Annotated in this window: 12 protein-coding genes and 2 tRNA genes; 12 read left to right on the top strand and 2 right to left on the bottom strand. The window is 70.9% G+C overall.

The window, feature by feature from the left end:
- Positions 1–24: 24 nt before the first annotated feature.
- The 3 genes from G3A44_RS10210 (at position 25) to G3A44_RS10200 (ending at position 3,620) form a co-directional block, all read left to right on the top strand.
- Complete coding sequence (locus G3A44_RS10210) at positions 25–1,353, top strand: DUF5666 domain-containing protein (protein WP_163457412.1); 1,329 nt, start codon at positions 25–27, stop codon at positions 1,351–1,353.
- A gap of 154 nt (positions 1,354–1,507) precedes the next feature.
- Positions 1,508–2,419, top strand: coding sequence for a DUF6502 family protein (locus G3A44_RS10205; protein WP_163457411.1), 912 nt, complete (start codon positions 1,508–1,510; stop codon positions 2,417–2,419).
- On the top strand, positions 2,400–3,620 hold the full coding sequence (locus G3A44_RS10200; RefSeq protein ID WP_163457410.1) for a DUF5666 domain-containing protein: 1,221 nt from the start codon (positions 2,400–2,402) through the stop codon (positions 3,618–3,620). The genes G3A44_RS10205 and G3A44_RS10200 overlap by 20 nt, the downstream gene beginning before the upstream one ends.
- Before the next feature lie 54 nt (positions 3,621–3,674).
- Here the strand turns inward: G3A44_RS10200 and argH are convergent, their stop codons facing one another.
- Positions 3,675–5,111 (bottom strand): argininosuccinate lyase, encoded by a 1,437-nt coding sequence (gene argH, locus G3A44_RS10195; RefSeq protein WP_163457409.1) that lies wholly within the window; start codon positions 5,109–5,111, stop codon positions 3,675–3,677.
- A 190-nt stretch (positions 5,112–5,301) separates the two neighbouring features.
- Here argH and G3A44_RS10190 point away from each other — a divergent pair, with 190 nt between their 5' ends.
- The gene (locus tag G3A44_RS10190) at positions 5,302–6,378 is read left to right on the top strand and encodes a sensor histidine kinase (RefSeq protein ID WP_239061791.1); all 1,077 of its coding nucleotides are present in this window, start codon (positions 5,302–5,304) and stop codon (positions 6,376–6,378) included.
- Positions 6,379–6,427: 49 nt separating this feature from the next.
- On the top strand, positions 6,428–7,192 hold the full coding sequence (locus G3A44_RS10185; protein ID WP_163457408.1) for a LytR/AlgR family response regulator transcription factor: 765 nt from the start codon (positions 6,428–6,430) through the stop codon (positions 7,190–7,192).
- A 114-nt stretch (positions 7,193–7,306) separates the two neighbouring features.
- Here G3A44_RS10185 and ppc read toward each other — a convergent pair whose 3' ends face one another.
- Entirely contained in the window at positions 7,307–10,165 is a 2,859-nt protein-coding gene (ppc, locus tag G3A44_RS10180) for a phosphoenolpyruvate carboxylase (RefSeq protein ID WP_163457407.1), read from the bottom strand.
- A gap of 136 nt (positions 10,166–10,301) precedes the next feature.
- On the opposite strand from ppc, the gene hemC reads away from it, so the two are divergent.
- The 7 genes from hemC to G3A44_RS10145 all read left to right on the top strand — a co-directional run bounded on the left by hemC (position 10,302) and on the right by G3A44_RS10145 (position 15,821).
- Entirely contained in the window at positions 10,302–11,270 is a 969-nt protein-coding gene (gene hemC / locus G3A44_RS10175; protein WP_163457406.1) for a hydroxymethylbilane synthase, read from the top strand.
- A gap of 99 nt (positions 11,271–11,369) precedes the next feature.
- Positions 11,370–12,182, top strand: coding sequence for a uroporphyrinogen-III synthase (locus G3A44_RS10170; protein WP_163457405.1), 813 nt, complete (start codon positions 11,370–11,372; stop codon positions 12,180–12,182).
- Positions 12,183–12,314: 132 nt separating this feature from the next.
- Entirely contained in the window at positions 12,315–13,481 is a 1,167-nt protein-coding gene (locus G3A44_RS10165) for a uroporphyrinogen-III C-methyltransferase (protein ID WP_163457404.1), read from the top strand.
- A 37-nt stretch (positions 13,482–13,518) separates the two neighbouring features.
- The gene (locus tag G3A44_RS10160) at positions 13,519–14,766 is read left to right on the top strand and encodes a heme biosynthesis protein HemY (RefSeq protein WP_163457403.1); all 1,248 of its coding nucleotides are present in this window, start codon (positions 13,519–13,521) and stop codon (positions 14,764–14,766) included.
- An 83-nt stretch (positions 14,767–14,849) separates the two neighbouring features.
- A tRNA-Arg gene (locus tag G3A44_RS10155) sits at positions 14,850–14,926 on the top strand.
- A gap of 134 nt (positions 14,927–15,060) precedes the next feature.
- Positions 15,061–15,137: transfer RNA gene (locus G3A44_RS10150), tRNA-Arg, on the top strand.
- Between the two features lie 186 nt (positions 15,138–15,323).
- Entirely contained in the window at positions 15,324–15,821 is a 498-nt protein-coding gene (locus tag G3A44_RS10145; protein WP_239061790.1) for a DUF3429 domain-containing protein, read from the top strand.
- Positions 15,822–15,850: the final 29 nt, after the last annotated feature.

Genomic DNA, 15,850 nt, shown 5'->3' with positions numbered 1-15,850 from the left:
CCCGTCCGGGGCAGGAGACTTGCCATGCAACCGACCGCCAAGACCGCTTCCTTCCTGAGCCGCCGCCAGTGGCTCGCCCGCTCCGGTGCCTGCCTGGCGGCCACGCCGTCGCTGTTGTCGCTGGTGGCCTGCGGGGGCGGCGGTGGCGCAGACACCACGGTGCCGCCGGTCACCACCACCGCCGGCTCGGTGGCCATGGGGGCGATCACCGGCTTTGGCTCGATCATCGTCAACGGGGTCCGGTACGACGATTCGGCTGCGGACCTGCGTGACGACGACGGCACGCGCCTGTCCGCGGCCGCCCTGCAGCTGGGGGTGGTGGTGACCGTGGAAGGCGGGAAGGTGGACGACGGCGGCCGGGCCAGCGCCCAGCGCATCCGCTGTGACGACGGCCTGCTGGGCCCGCTGGAGGCGGTGGACACCTCCACCGGCCAGGTCACGGTGCTGGGGCAGACCGTGGTGGTGACCGCCGACACCCTGCTGGACAGCACCCTGTCCACCGACCTGTCCACCTGGACGCTCGGGGCGGTGTTGCATGTCCACGGATGGCTCGACAGTGGCACCGGCCTGATCACCGCCACGCGGGTCGAGCAGTCCAGTGGGGCCACCCAGTACCGCCTGCGCGGCACGGTCAGCGCCCTGGACACCACGGCCAAGACCTTTGCCATCGGCGGGGCGTTGATCAGCTACGCCAGCGCCAACCCGGTCAAGACCGACTTGGCCGACGGCGATGTGGTGCGGGTGCGGATGCAGACCACGGCGGTGGAGGGGCGTTGGGTGGCGTCCCGGGTGGTCGGGGGGCGGCGCAGCCTGTCGGATGCGTCCGAAGCCCATGTGCACGGCACCATCACCGCCTGGACCTCGGCCACCGCCTTCGAGGTGGATGGCGTGGTGGTCAACGCCAGCGCCGCCAGCTTTCCCGATGGGCAGACCGGCGTGGTGCTGGGGGCTCGGGTGGAGGTGGAGGGCACGCTCAGCAGCGGGGTGCTGGTGGCCGTCAAGGTGGAGCTCGATGACAGCAGCAGCACCGGCAGTGCGGGTGGCGACGACAGCGGTAGCGACGACAGCGGGAGCGACGACGACCACGGCGGGGGAGAGGACCACGGTGGCGGCCGCAAGCGCCGCGAGTTCGAGCTGCACGGCACGCTCAGTGCGCTGGACACCAGCGCCCAGACCTTCGTGCTGCGGGGCATGACGGTGAGCTACGCCAGCACGGCCCTGGTCTGGAAGGACGGCCTCAGCGCCGACAGCCTGGCTGCGCTGCAGGCCAGTGGCCAGGCGCTGGAGGTCAAGGGGGTGGTCGCAGCCGACCGCAGTGTGCTCACCGCCTCGCGGATCTCGCTGGAGGACTGAACGCCGGCACCGGGTGGCCGGCGTGCGCCGGGGCCGACCGGATGCGGGCGGACTGCGGCTGCGGCAAAATGGGCAGAACGCCCATTGGTTGCCCGCCCGGCCCCAGCCGCCATGCCCCGGCGGTGCCGGTGCAGCCCTTTCTTCTCCGCAGGCCATGAACGACGCCCCTTCCGAACCCGGTGCCGGCAGCCCCGAACAGCAGGCGCTGCTGCAGGCGGTTCAGGCCGTGCTGGCGCCGCTGGCTCGGTTGGCGGTGGCCAGGGGACTGCACTTCGGCACCGTGGAGGAGCAGCTCAAGGTGGCCTTTGTGGCGGCCGCCCGCGAGGCGGCCCTGCGTGCCCATCCCCAGGCCCTGCCGCACCGCCTGGTCAGCCGCCTGGCCACGGCCACCGGCATCAGCCGGCGCGAGGTGACCCGCCTGGTGCAGGCCGACCTGCAGGCCGCCGAACCGCGGCGGTCGCCGCCGGTGCAGGTGTTCGCCCGCTGGACCACCGACCCGGTGTACCTGGACGGGCAGGGGCAGCCCCGGCCCTTGCAGCGTCAGGGGCCCGCGCCGAGCTTCGAGTCGCTGGCGGCCTCCATCACCCGCGACGTGCACCCGCGCAGCCTACTGGACGGCCTGGTCGGTCTGCGCCTGGCCGAGCTGGACGAGGGGCGCGACGAGGTGCGGCTGCTGCGGACCGCCTTTGTGCCCCGGGAGGACCAGGTGCGCATGCTGGGCTTTTTGGGCAGCAACGTGGGGGCCCACCTGGCGGCGGCGGTGGAGAACGTGGAGGGGCGTCAGCCCCCTCACCTGGAACAGGCCATCAAGGCCGATGGCTTGTCGGCCGCCTCGGTGGCTGACATGCATGCCCTCATCCAGGCCCAATGGCGGCTGCTGGCCCGCGCCCTGGTGCCTGAGCTGCAGCGCCGGATCGATCAGGACGATCCGGGAGCCGATACCCTGCACCGCCTGAGGGTGGGCCTGTACATGTATGCCGATCAGGCGCCGGCCCTGGCCGCGCCGCAGCCGCCAGCGCCGAGCCTTGGCGCAGGGAGTGACGACGATGAAGAGCTTGTGGACTGAGGCACGGCCCGCCGGGGCGCTGCGCCCTGCCGGATGGCGGTGGGGCTTGACCGCGCTGCTGCTGGGGGCCCTGGCCGGTGTGGTGGCCTGCGGTGGCGGCGTGGAGGTGGGCGGCACCGGCGATGCCAGCACCTATGCCGAGGGTTCGATCTCGGGCTTTGGCTCCATCGTGGTCAACGGTGTGCACTACGACGAGAGCGCGGCCACCATCGTGAACGAAGATGGTCTGGTGCTGGCCGCCGGTGATTTGCGTCTGGGCATGGTCGTGCGGGTGGATGGCGGCGCCATCGACAGCGGCACCCTGACCGCCACCGCGCAGAAGGTGACCGTGGCCCCCGACCTGCTGGGGCCGGTGCAGTCGACAGACGCGGCCCTTGGCCGCTTCACGGTCCTGGGACAGACCGTGCGCATCAACAGCGACACCGCCTGGGCCGAGGCCCTCTCTGGCGGCGTGTCGGCACTGGCCGCCGGTCAGGTCGTGGTGGTGCATGCGGTCTATGACGCGGCTGCCGGGACCTACCTGGCCCGGCGCGTGGAGCTGCCGACGGGTGCGGTGACGGCGTATTTCGTGCGCGGGGCAGTCGGGGCGGTGGAGGAGGGCGCCAAGACCTTCACCCTAGGCGCCGGCACCTTCCGCTACGTCAGCGCGCCGGCCGGTCTGGCCGCGGGCGCCTTGCTGCGCCTGAAGCTCGAGACGGTGGCGGACGCATCGGGCCGCTGGCTGGTGACCACGGCAGGCGCGGGTCGCACCCGGCCGGCAGACGGCCGCAAGGTCGAGCTTGAAGGGGTGGTCTCGGCGTTGTCCGGTGCCAGCCGCTTCACCCTGGCCGGCCAGGTGGTCGACATTGCCAGCGCCCGTGTCTCGCCCAGCGGCACCGTGCTGGCCGCCGGCATGCGGGTGGAGGTGGAAGGCGCCATGGCCAGCGGGGTCCTGGTGGCCACACGCCTGGAGGTGCGCGACGCCGACGACGATGGTGAGGACGACGATCCCCGCGCGGTGGAGATCGAGGGCCGCATCAGTGCCCTGGATGCCGTGGCCCAGACCCTGGTGGTGCGTGGCGTCACGGTGCACTACGGGCAGGCCAGCTTCTCCAGTGGCAAGCCGGCCGACCTCAAGCTCAACGGCCGCATCGAGGTGCGCGGCCGCTGGGCCGGGGACGGCGTGACCCTGGTGGCCGAGCAGGTCAAGCTGGAGGACTGACGGGCGCAGCCCGTTGGAACAGCGCCAGGTTCGTCCTGGCGCCGTCCGGGGACTTCAGCCCTGGGCCAGCCGGGCCTGGTGGCGGGCGATCTGCGCCTGCGTCTGGGCCGGGGCGGTGCCGCCCAGCACGTTGCGCGCGCCCAGCGAGCCACGCAGGCTCAGCACCTCGAACACGTCGGCCTCGATGCGGGCATCAAAGCCCTGCAGCGTGGCCAGCGGCAGCTCGGCCAGGTCCACGCCGGCCTTCAGGCCTTCCTTCACGGCGTGGGCCACCACCTCGTGGGCGTCCCGGAAGGGCAGGCCCTTCTTGACGAGGTAGTCGGCCAGGTCGGTGGCCGTGGCGTAGCCGCGCAGGGCGGCGGCCTCCATGGCCTCGGCCTTGACGGTCAGGCCACCGGAGCGCGAGCCGTCGGCCGCCACCTCGCCGCCGATCATCTCGGCCATGATGCGCAGGGTGTCCTTGACTGTGTCCACGGTGTCGAACAGCGGCTCCTTGTCTTCTTGGTTGTCCTTGTTGTAGGCCAGGGGCTGGCCCTTCATCAAGGTGATCAGGCCCATCAGGTGGCCCACCACGCGGCCGCTCTTGCCGCGGGCCAGCTCCGCCACGTCGGGGTTGCGCTTCTGCGGCATGATCGACGAGCCGGTGCAGTAGCGGTCGCTCAGGTTGATGAAACCGAAGTTTTGGCTCATCCACAGCACGATCTCCTCGGCCAGGCGCGAGACGTGGATCATCACCAGTGTGCTGAAGCTGGTGAACTCGATGGCGAAGTCGCGGTCGCTCACCGCGTCCAGGCTGTTCTGGCTGACGGCTTCGAAGCCCAGGGTGCGGGCCACGCGCTCGCGGTCCAGCGGGTAGCTGGTGCCGGCCAGCGCGGCCGAACCCAGCGGCAGGCGGTTGACCCGGCGGCGCAGGTCGGCCAGGCGCTCGGCGTCGCGTGCGAACATCTCCACATAGGCCAGCAGGTGGTGGGCGAAGCTGACTGGCTGGGCCACCTGCAGGTGGGTGAAGCCGGGCATCACGGTCTCGGTGTTCTTCTCGGCCACGGCCACCAGCGAACGCTGCATGTCGGCCAGCAGCTCGGCGATCTGGTCGATCTCGCCACGCAGCCACAGGCGCACGTCGGTGGCCACCTGGTCGTTGCGGCTGCGGCCGGTGTGCAGGCGCTTGCCGGCATCGCCCACCAGCTGGGTCAGGCGGGCTTCGATGTTGAGGTGCACGTCCTCCAGCTCGAGCTTCCACTCGAAGGCGCCGGATTCGATCTCGCCGCGGATCTGGGCCATGCCGCGCTGGATGTCGGCCAGGTCCTGGGCGCCGATGATGCCCTGGGCGGCCAGCATGTCGGCATGTGCCAGGCTGCCGTCGATGTCGGCGGCCCACAGGCGCTTGTCGAAGAACACGCTCGAGGTGTAGCGCTTGACCAGCTCGCTCATCGGCTCGGAGAACAGGGCCGACCAGGCCTGGGATTTCTTGTCGAGTTGGTTGCTGCTCATGGCGTGGGAAGGGCCACCGACGGGGCGGCCCGTGCAGGAAGGGTGTCGGGAAAGGGGGGAGGGTGGCCGGCGGCGCCGGCGGCGCCGGCGCAGGCACCGGAGCCGGCATTCTACGGAGCGGTCCTTCGGAGGGGGCTGCCGGCCGCCGCGTGCGGCGGGCCGATCCCCGGGCCGGGCCACAATCGCGCCCATGCTTGGTCGACGTCGTCAAGGTTCGGACGCGGTGAGCAGCACCCTCTTCGACGACCTGCGCGAGGTGGTGCTCTCTCCGGATGCCCTGCAGCCAGGGGCCCTGCCGCTGTGCGGCAACGGGGCGCTGCTGCGCGCCGTGCTGCTGGTGCATGGCTTGGTGGGCGTGGGGCTGCTGTTTGGTGCCGGGCTGCTGCAGGACTGGCTGGCCGCCTTTTCGGCGGCCTCGTTGCAGTCCCTGCCCAGCACGTTGTTGTGGCTGGTGATGGTGTGCCTGTTCCGTGCTCCGCTGTCCCGCCTCTCCCCCTGGCTGCAGCTGGCGGGGGTGGGGGGCCTGGCCGGCGGCCTGAGCCTGATGATGCATGTGCTGCTCAGCCGCCTGGGGCTGGCTGCCGAAGGCGCGGGCACCGGCCTGGCCAGCCTGCTGGCCGGGGCCATGGCCGGGGTGCTGGTTTATCAGTTGGAGCGTGGCCGCCAACGCGCGCGCCTGCCGGTTTCGGCTGCAGCCCGGCTGGCCGACCTGCAGACCCGCATTCGGCCGCACTTTCTCTTCAACACCCTCAACACCGCCATCACCCTGGTGCAAACCGATCCGCGCCAGGCCGAGGAGGTGCTGGAGGACCTGTCGGACCTGTTCCGCGCGGCCTTGGGCGGCCTGGACGAGGCCAAGACGCTGGAGGAGGAGATCGTGCTGTCCCGGCGCTATCTGGCCATTGAGCAGCTGCGCTTCGGCCCTCGCCTGGAGGTGCGCTGGGATCTGGATCCGGCCGCTGGCACCGCCCGGCTGCCGCCGCTGGCCCTGCAGCCCCTGGTGGAGAACGCGGTGCGCCATGGGGTGGAACCCAGCGACCGCCCTGGCAAGATAGACGTGCGGACGCGCCGGCGGCGTGACCGGGTGCTGATCTCCGTGACCAACACGTTGCCTCGCGACAATCGCGAGCCGCGTCGCGGCCATGGCATCGGCATGGCGAGCGTGCGCGAGCGGCTGCGTCTGATGTATGACCTGGATGCGGATTTCCGCAGCGGCCTGACCGAGGATGGTCGCTGGCGCGTGAGTTTGAGCGTGCCGGCGTCGTGAGGGCGCGGCTGCGTCAACGTTGGGAGCACAAGATGGAGGACAAAAGGCGATGGAACGCCTAAGCCTGATGATCGTGGACGATGAGCCGCTGGCGCGCCTGCGGCTGCGCAGCCTGGTGGCAGACTGCACCTTCCCCCCGGCCGAAGTGGTGGCTGAGGCGGGCAGCGTGCCCGAGGCCTTGCACGCGCTGGCCCGCCAGCGGGTGGACGGCGTGCTGCTGGACATCCACATGCCCGGACTTGACGGTCTGGAGCTGGCCCGGCGCCTGAAGGCGCAAGCGCAGTCGCCGGCGGTGGTGTTTGTCACCGCCTATGCCGAGCATGCGCTGACCGCCTTTGAGCTGGATGCCGTGGATTACCTGACCAAGCCGGTGCGCCGGGCCCGTCTGCAGGAGGCCTTGCAGCGCGTGGCCGCCCGCAGCCAGCGCCCGGTGGTGGCCCAGCCCGCGTCGGGCACCGACCAGCCCATGCTGGTGGTGAGCGACCGGGGCCGGGTGCTGCGCATCCCGGTGGAGGAGGTGGTCTACCTCAAGGCCGAGATGAAGTACGTGACCCTGCGCACCCGGCAGCATGTGTACGTGCTGGACGACTCGCTGCAGGACCTGGAGCAGCGGCTGGGGGCGGCGGTGCTGCGCATCCACCGCAATGCGCTGGTGGCGCCCTCGGCGGTGCGCGCCCTGGAGCGCCATGCCCTGGAGGGGGCTGAGGGCGAGGAGTCCTGGGCCGTGCGCGTGGAGCCCAGTGGTGAGTGGCTGGCGGTCTCGCGCCGGCAGCTCTCCACCGTGCGCGAGCTGCTGGCGGCCGGCGCGCTCTGAGCCCCGCCAGGGCGCAGTGCCAGCGGCCCGGATGGGCCGATGCGGCACCCGCCCCAACCCGAAGGGGAGGCTTCTGCCTCCCCTTTTTCATGCGCCTGCGGGATGGTGCCGGCTTCAGCCCGTGTTGCGCAGGCCGGCGGCGATGCCGTTGATCGACAGGTGGATGCCGCGCTGCAGGCGCTCGTTGACCGGGTCGCCTTCACGCTTCTTGCGGTAGCGGCGCATCATTTCCACCTGCAGGTGGTTCAGCGGGTCCAGGTAGGGGAAGCGGTGCTCGATGGAGCGCGCCAAGCTGGGGTTGGACTGCAGCCGTTCCCCCTCGCCGGTGATCAGGTTCAGCGCCTGGAAGGTACGCTCCCACTCGTCCTTGATGGCACCGAAGATCTTCTTGCCCAGCTTCTTGTCCTCAACCAGCTCCACATAGCGGGCAGCGATGCGCATGTCGCTCTTGGCCAGCACCATGTCCAGGTTGGACAGCAGGGTGCGGAAGAACGGCCACTGGCGGTGCATCTTCTGCAGCAGCTCCAGCCGGGCGGCGTGGGCCGGATCGGCCACGTCGCCCAGGAAGTTCATCACGGCCGAGCCGAAGCCGCACCACCCTGGCAACGCCACGCGGCACTGACCCCAGGAAAAGCCCCAGGGAATCGCGCGCAGGTCTTCGATGCGGCGCGTGGCCTTGCGTGAGGCCGGGCGCGAGCCGATGTTGAGCTCGGCGATTTCCCGGATGGGGGTGGCGGCGAAGAAATAGTCGGTGAAGCCCTCGGTGCCGTAGACCAGCTCGCGGTAGGCGTCCATGCTGGCCTGGCTGAGCAGCGCAGCCGTCTCCAGGAAGGCCTTGGGTGCGGCCTGGGTGGGGTGCAGCAGCGTGGCCTCCAGCGTGGCGGCCACCAGGGTCTCCAGGTTGCGGCGGCCGATCTCCGGGTGGGCGTACTTGGAGGCGATCACCTCACCCTGCTCGGTCAGGCGGATTTGGCCGTTGACCGTGCCTGGGGGCTGGGCCAGGATGGCCTGGTAGCTGGGGCCGCCGCCCCGGCCCACGGTGCCGCCGCGGCCGTGGAACAGCCGCAGGCGGATGCCGTGCTGCTCACGCAGGCTGTCAAACAGGGCCACCAGCGCGATCTCGGCGCGGTAGAGCTCCCAGTTGCTGGTGAAGAAGCCGCCGTCCTTGTTGCTGTCGGAGTAGCCCAGCATGATGTCCTGCTCGGCACCACCGCGTGCCACCAGGGCGGCCATGCCCGGCAGGGCATAGAACTCGGCCATGATGCGGCCGGCGTTGCGCAGGTCGGCGATGGTCTCGAACAGCGGGGAGACGATCAGGTCGGCCACCGCGTCCTCGCCCAGCACGCCGCGCAGCAGGCCGGCTTCCTTCTGCAGCACCAGCACTTCCAGCAGGTCGGACACGTCCTCGGTGTGCGAGATGATGTAGTGGCGGATGGCTTCGGTGCCAAAGCGGGCGCGCCCCTCGGCGGCGGCCTCGAAGATCGCCAGCTCACTCTCGGCCAGGGCCGAGTAGCTGGCGCCGCGCACCCGCAGCGGGCGCACATCGCTCAGCTGGGCCAGCAGCAGGCTGCGTCGCGCGTCCTCCGGCAGGCTGCAGTAGTCGGCATGCACGCGGGCGGTCTTGAGCAGCTCGGCCACCACCAACTCGTGCTGGTCGGAGCTCTGGCGCAGGTCCACGGTGGCCAGGTGGAAGCCGAAGACCTGCACCGCGCGCATCAACGGCGCCAGGCGCGGGGCCACCAGGGCCTGGGCATGGTGGCTGTGCAGCGAACGCTCGATCACCCGCAGGTCGGCCAGGAACTGGGCGGCGCTGGCGTAGGGGTTCTGCGGCGCCACAGCATGGCGCAGTGCCTCGGTGCCGGTCAACGCGTGCAGCGTGGCGGCCAGGCGGGCATAGATGCCGATCAGGGCGCGGCGGTAGGGCTCGTCCTCGCGGTGCGGGTTCTTGTCCGGTGAGGCCTCAGCCAGGGCCTGCATCTCGGCCGACACCGGCGCCAGCATCTGCGACATGGACAACTCGCCGCCCAGCAGGTGCACCTCGGTCAGGTAGTGGCGCAGCGCGGTCTCGCTCTGGCGGGACAGCGCCATGCGCAGCGTGGGCGCGGTGACATTGGGGTTGCCGTCGCGGTCGCCGCCGATCCAGTTGCCCATTCGGAAGAAGTTGGGCACCGGGTGGCCGTTGAGCGCTTCCTCGATGTCGGCGTACATGCGCGGAATCTGGCGCAGGAAGGTGCTTTGGTAGTAAGAGAGCGCGTTTTCGATCTCGTCGGCCACCGTGAGCTTGGTGTAGCGCAGCATGCGCGTCTGCCAGAGCTGGGTGACGCGGGCGCGGATCAGGGCCTCGTTGGCGTTGCGGTCGCGTTCGGTGTGCAGGTCGTCGCGTTGGCCGATGAGCTCGGCCACGGCGCGCTCGGCGTCCAGGATGCTCTTGCGCTGCACCTCGGTGGGGTGGGCGGTCAGCACCGGCGCGATGTAGGCATGCTCCAGCATGGCCGAGATGTCGGCGGCGCGGTGGTCGGCATCGGCCAGCTTGTCAAAGCACATGGCCAGGGAGCCGTCCTGCAGGTCGCCCCGGGCCTCGTGGTGCAGGCGGCGGCGCACGTGGTGGCGGTCCTCGGCAATGTTGGCCAGGTGGGAGAAATAGCTGAAGGCGCGAATCACGCTCACGGTCTGGTCGGCCGAGAGGTTCTTGAGCAGGCGGTCGAGCACGCGGCCCGCCGACGCGTCCTTCTTCAGCCGGTAGGCCACCGACAGCTGGCGCACCCGCTCGATCAGGTCGAAGGCCGCGCGGCCCTCCTGCTCACGGATCACATCGCCCAGGATCCTACCGAGTAACCGGATGTCCTCCACCAGAGGCCTGTTCTTCTCCTCCGGCGTCTCTTCAAGGGTCTGGATGTCCTTTTCCACCATGACCTTGGCGGTCTTGCTGGCGGGCCGGGCCGGGGTCTTTCTCGTGCGTGTCGTGGTGGGCATGGATATGTCCAGTTTGATGTAACCGAATTACCAATCAATGATGCTAACAGACTCCGGGATGCGGCGGCCAGACCCGGGGTGCGGCGCCCCCGGGTGTGCTTTGGGGGAGGTGGCGGCCACCGGGATAATCCGGGGCATGAACCATCCCGCGCCTACCCCGACCGAACTTCCGCAACCCCTGGTCATCGCCACCCGCGAGAGCCGGCTTGCCCTGTGGCAGGCCGAGCATGTGCGCGACCGCCTGCGGCAGGCGCTGGGCGGGCCGGTGGAACTGCTGGGCATGACCACCCGCGGCGACCAGATCCTCGACCGCAGCCTCTCCAGGGTGGGCGGCAAGGGCCTGTTCGTCAAGGAGCTGGAGGTGGCCATGGCTGAGGGGCATGCCCACCTCGCTGTGCACTCGCTCAAGGACATGCCGATGGAGCTGCCCGAGGGTTACAGCCTGGCTGCCGTGCTGGAGCGCGAGGACCCCCGCGATGCCTTCGTCTCCAACCGATTCGAACACCTGGCGGCGCTGCCGCAGGGCGCCTGCGTGGGCACCTCCAGCCTGCGCCGCATGGTGCAACTGCGGGCCGCGCGCCCCGACCTGCGCATCGAGCCGCTGCGTGGCAACCTCGACACCCGGCTGCGCAAGCTCGACGAGGGCGGCTACGACGCCATCGTGCTGGCCGCCGCGGGCCTCAAACGCCTGGGCTTGGGTGAGCGCATCCGGGCTGTGTTCACGCCGCAGGAGATGATCCCGGCCGCCGGCCAGGGCGCACTGGGCTTGGAGATCCGCCGCGACGCCACCGCCCTGGCGGCGGTGCTGGCGGGTTTTGTCCACACCCCGACCTGGCTGGCCACGCATGCCGAGCGCGCCGTCTCGCGTGCCCTGGGGGGCAGCTGCAGCGTGCCATTGGCCGCCTATGCCACCGTAGAGGAGCACGGCATGACCCTGGTGGCCGCCCTGGGCCATGTGGGTGATGCCAGCCAGCCGCTGCTGCAGGTCCGCCTGCAGGCGCAGGTGACGGGCACTGAAGCGGCCGAGGCCCTGGGGCGCGAGGCCGCCCAGGCCCTGCGCTCGCAAGGCGGTGAGGCCTACCTGCAGGCCTGCGCCAGCGTTTGAGGCCTTCCCCCCGGTGCGCACCAAGGCGGGGCGCCGGCGCTGGTGCCCGGCGCACCCGCCCTCGGGTGGCGCGGCACGGTCCCCTGCGAGATTCATCCCATGTCCCCCGACGCTTCAGCCCCCGGCTTCCTGCAGCCGTCACCCAGCCCGTGGCTGGCGCTGGTCACCCGGCCCCAGGCCCAGGCACAGGAATGGGTGAGCAAGTTGCGCGCCCGTGGCCAGGCCGCCCAGGCCCTGCCCCTGCTGGCCATCCAGGGCGCTCCGAATCCCGCGGCGCTGCGTGCAGCCGTCGCCGCCTGGCCGACCCAGGTTCAGGTGATGTTCGTCAGCCCCAATGCGGTTCACTGTTTCCGGCAGGCGCTGGGCCCCGATTGGTGCTGGCCGGCCGGCGCCCGCGCCCTGGCCACCGGGCCGGGCACCGTGGCCGCCCTGTGCGCCGCCGGGGTGCCGCAGGCGGCCATCGTTGCCCCGGGGCCGCAGTCTCCCCAGTTCGACTCCGAGGCCCTTTGGGCCTTGGTGGCGCAGGAGGACTGGCCTGGGCGCGAGGTCTGGATCGTGCGTGGTGAGGGGGGGCGCGACTGGTTGGCGCGCACCCTGGACCAGGCGGGGGCCCGCGTCCACACCCTGCAGGCCTATGCCCGGGTCCGCCCGGTTTGGGGCGAGCCGGAGCAGGCGGTGCTGCAGGCACTGCGGGCACAGCCGGCGCGTGCGCGCTGGCTCATCAGCAGCTCCGAGGCCCTGGATCATCTGGCGGCCCTGACCGGCCCCTGGCCCTGGCACCAGAGCACCGCGCTGGCCAGCCATCCCCGGATCGAGCAGGCTTGCCAGCGCTTCGGCTTCGGGCGTGTTCTGCCCGTGGGCGTGGGGCTGGAGGCCGCGCTGGCCGTCCTGACGGCCGACCGGGGCGCCTGAGGGTCCGCGTCCGGGCCGGCCGGTGATCAGTTTTCCGGTGTACCGTGCGGGCTGTGCCCGCTGCCGGCCCCGGGGCCCCTCTCCCCTGGGCCGGCCTGTGGCGCCAAGACATCCTGTGAGAGCTTGTTGACCGTGAGCGAACCCACTCTGCCTCCCACTCCCGCCTCGCCCGAGCCTGCGGCCACGTCCGTCCCGCCGGTCGCGCCTGCCGCTCCCCTGTCGCCGGTGGCCGCCCAGGCCCCGGGCCTGGCAGGCGCTCCGCCGGCTTGGCACCACCGCGCCAACATCTGGGTGCTCGGCGCGGTGGCCGTCACCGCCATGGGGGTGTTGGGCGTCACCCTGGCCTGGAATACCCAGCAGCGGGTGCAGTTGCTGGAGCAGGAGCTGGTGCGCCGGCAGCAGGTCAGCCAAGAGCAGAGCACCGAGGCGCGCCTGCTGTCGCGGCAGGCCCAGGAGATCGCCGCGGACGCGCAGGCCAAGGTGGGGCTGCTGGAGGCCCGGGTGGCCGAGTCCGCACTGCAGCGCTCCCAGGTCGAGGAGTTGATCCAGTCCCTGTCACGCTCACGCGACGAGAACGTGCTGGCCGACGTCGAGTCCGCCCTGCGGGTGGCCCAGCAGCAGGCGGCCATCACGGGCAGCGCCGACCCGGTGGTGGCCGCCTTGCGCCAGGCCGACGAGCGCTTGACCCGCTACAACCAGCCGCGCCTAGAGCGGGTGCGCCGCGCGGTGGCGCGTGACCTGGATCGGGCGCGCGCGGTCAGCGCTGTGGACGTGCCCAGTCTGGTCATCAAGCTCGATGAGGCGGTGCGGCTGGTCGATGAGCTGCCGTTGCTGGCCAGCGCCGAGCGGGCCGGCCGGCCGACGACGGCTGCCGCGGCGGTGGCCAGCCGTGCCGCATCGCGGCCGGCGGCCGCCGCCTCCGCGCCTGAGGAGCCGGCCGTGTGGCAGCGCTGGGTCGGGCAGGTGTGGCAAGAGGTCAAGGGCCTGGTCCGCGTGACGCGGATCGACCACCCTGAGGCCGCCCTCATCAGCCCCGAGCAGTCTTTTTTCCTGCGCGAGAACCTCAAGCTCCGCCTGCTCAACGCCCGGCTGGCGCTCATGTCGCGGCAGTTCGACCTGGCCCAGAGCGACCTGGCCCAGGCCCAGGGGGCGTTGGGGCGCTACTTCGATCCCGCCTCCCGGCGCGTCGCCGCGGCCCAGGAGCTGGTGGGGCAGGTCGGCGCGCAGAGCCGGGTGGTGAACCTGCCGCGCCCCGACGAGACCCTGGCCGCCCTGGCCGCCGCCGCAGCCGGCCGCTGAGTGCCCTCCGAACAACCGCTTCCGGATCTCCGACGCGATGAGAAACATTGCCTGGATGCTGCTGGTGTTCGTGGCGGCCGTGGTGGCCGCCACCTTCCTGGGCAGCAACGACGCCTTGGTGTCCCTCTACTACGGTCACTGGCGGCTCGACCTGTCGCTCAACCTTTTCCTGCTGGTGGTGGCCGCTGCCGTGGTGGCCGCCTTCCTGGTGTTGAGGACCGCCGATTCGCTGTGGAGCCTGCCTGGACGGGCCCGCGCCTGGCGTGAACTCAAGCGCGAGCGGGCCGCTCAGGCCGCGCTGCGCGAGGCCATGACCGAGGCCCTGGCCGCCCGCTACGCGCGGGCCCAGCGGGCGGCGGAGCGGGCGCTGGCCTTGCAGGCCGATACCGCGGCCCTGCGTGAAGACACCGGTTTTTCGGTGCTCGCACATGGCCTGCTGGCCAGCGCCGCCCACCGCCTGCAGGACCGCAAGGGTCGCGATGAGGCCGTGCAGACCGCGCTGTCGCTGGCGCGGTCACAGCAGCTCAGCGGCTCCGCGGTGGATGGCCTGCTGCTGCAGTGCGCCGAGTGGGCGGTCGAGGACCGCCAGGCCGAGGAGGCGCAGCGGCTGCTGGCTGAGCTGCCACCAGGGGTGGCACGCCGCACCCAGGCCCTGCGCCTGCGCCTGCAGCTGGCGCGGCAGATGCGCCAACCCCTGCAGGCCCTGCAGGTGGCCCGCCTGCTGGCCAAGCACCAGGGCTTCTCGGCAGCGGCTGCCCAGTCGCTGCTGCGGTCGCTGGCGTTGGATGCGCTGGACCAGGCCTTCGACGTGGATCAGTTGCAGCGGACTTGGCAGCAGCTTGACGCGGCCGACCGCCAGGACCCCTGGGTGGTGGCCCGGGCCGCCAGCCGTGCCGCCCGCCTGGGTGAGGCCGGCACCGGCCGGTTCTGGCTGCAGCAGGCTTGGGAGCGGCTGGGCAAGTTTGAGCCCGAAGGCCGTGCCGCCCTGGCACTGGCCCTGGTGGACTGTGCGCCCGGTGCGGGCAGCGAATGGCTGCCACGGCTGGAGGTGGCCATGGGTCAGCACGGACATGAGCCGGCGCTGGTGGCCGCGGCGGCCATGGTGTTTGCCGACCGGCAGCTCTGGGGCAAGGCCCGACGTCTGTTGGAGCAGACCGCCTCGGCGGTCGCCTTGCCCTCATCTGTGCGCCGGCAGTCCCTGCGCTGCCTGGCGGGCATGGCCCGCGAGGAGGGCCAGGAAGACCGCGCCCTGGCTTACGACCAGCGTGCTGCCGCCATCGATTGACGGGTTGGAACCGGCCTGCAAAAGTTTTTCGCGCAGAGTGCTTGCAATTCAAAAATACGCTGTGCTATAGTCATAGGCTCGCAGCGGCTGTAGCTCAGTTGGATAGAGTACTTGGCTACGAACCAAGGGGTCGTGGGTTCGAATCCTGCCAGCCGCACCAAACCAAATCGCTTGTGAGCGTGCATGCACGAAAGTGCAAAGTCAGTCACCAGTCTGACTCCAAACAGCATGCCATCAGCGTCGTTCTGACTCGAGGCTCAGGTCTCTTGCCAGTCTGATCACCGTCATAGACGAGCGGCTGTAGCTCAGTTGGATAGAGTACTTGGCTACGAACCAAGGGGTCGTGGGTTCGAATCCTGCCAGCCGCACCAACTCCACGGGCCAGATGTGAAAACATCTGGCCCGTTTTCTTTTGTTCTCTCGAATCCGCCACACGGCGTTGCCGCCGTGTCGGATGGGCGGCTCGCCGTCCCGGGCGCGGGCCGCTGTCGCGCCGGCGCCAGATCGACGCCCATGCGTGTGTTGCCGGCTTGCGCCACCGGTGACAATGCGGCGCCATGAACACGCCGATGACGCCTCCCTCTTCCCCGGCCTGGCCTGTGGTGCCGGGCGAGCAGCAGCCTCCCCAGGAAGCCTGGAAGCTGGGCCATGCTGGATTGATCCCCTTTGCGCTGGGCACCCTGCTGGTCTGGCTGGTGGGGGGCGACAGCGATGAGCTGCGTGATGCCCACGTCTGGGTGGCCCTTTCCCTGTCCGCTTATGCCGGGGCCATCGTCGCCTTTCTGGGCGGTGTGCACTGGGGCCTGGCCATGCGGGCCGGCCTGCCGGGGGGGCGGGCTTTCCGCTGGGCCATGGTGCCGCCGTTGGTGGGCTGGTTCGGCATGATCATGCCCCCGCACGCGGGCCTGGTGGTGCTGGGGGTGATGCTGGGCGTCTGCTATTGGAAGGACCGTCAGCTCTACACCGCCGCGGGCCTGGGCTACTGGCTCACCCTGCGCTTCCGCCTCAGTGCCATCGCTGCTTTCTGCTGTTTCCTGGGGGCCGCCGGCATCTGAGCCCGGCACCATCGACCCTCACCGCCACT

The sequence above is a fragment of the Ideonella livida genome, assembly GCF_010499455.1.
GTDB classification, from domain to species: domain Bacteria; phylum Pseudomonadota; class Gammaproteobacteria; order Burkholderiales; family Burkholderiaceae_C; genus Ideonella; species Ideonella livida.
This window is presented reverse-complemented; position numbering and strand designations above follow the sequence as displayed.

Bases quoted from the DNA above. Each gene is read 5' to 3' on its own strand.
- hemC (WP_163457406.1), top strand. From the start codon at position 10,302: ATGAACCATCCCGCGCCTACCCCGACCGAACTTCCGCAACCCCTGGTC.
- argH (WP_163457409.1), bottom strand. From the start codon at position 5,111: ATGAGCAGCAACCAACTCGACAAGAAATCCCAGGCCTGGTCGGCCCTG.
- G3A44_RS10205 (WP_163457411.1), top strand. From the start codon at position 1,508: ATGAACGACGCCCCTTCCGAACCCGGTGCCGGCAGCCCCGAACAGCAG.
- G3A44_RS10145 (WP_239061790.1), top strand. From the start codon at position 15,324: ATGAACACGCCGATGACGCCTCCCTCTTCCCCGGCCTGGCCTGTGGTG.
- G3A44_RS10160 (WP_163457403.1), top strand. From the start codon at position 13,519: ATGAGAAACATTGCCTGGATGCTGCTGGTGTTCGTGGCGGCCGTGGTG.
- G3A44_RS10200 (WP_163457410.1), top strand. From the start codon at position 2,400: ATGAAGAGCTTGTGGACTGAGGCACGGCCCGCCGGGGCGCTGCGCCCT.
- ppc (WP_163457407.1), bottom strand. From the start codon at position 10,165: ATGCCCACCACGACACGCACGAGAAAGACCCCGGCCCGGCCCGCCAGC.
- G3A44_RS10185 (WP_163457408.1), top strand. From the start codon at position 6,428: ATGGAACGCCTAAGCCTGATGATCGTGGACGATGAGCCGCTGGCGCGC.
- G3A44_RS10190 (WP_239061791.1), top strand. From the start codon at position 5,302: ATGCTTGGTCGACGTCGTCAAGGTTCGGACGCGGTGAGCAGCACCCTC.
- G3A44_RS10170 (WP_163457405.1), top strand. From the start codon at position 11,370: ATGTCCCCCGACGCTTCAGCCCCCGGCTTCCTGCAGCCGTCACCCAGC.
- G3A44_RS10210 (WP_163457412.1), top strand. From the start codon at position 25: ATGCAACCGACCGCCAAGACCGCTTCCTTCCTGAGCCGCCGCCAGTGG.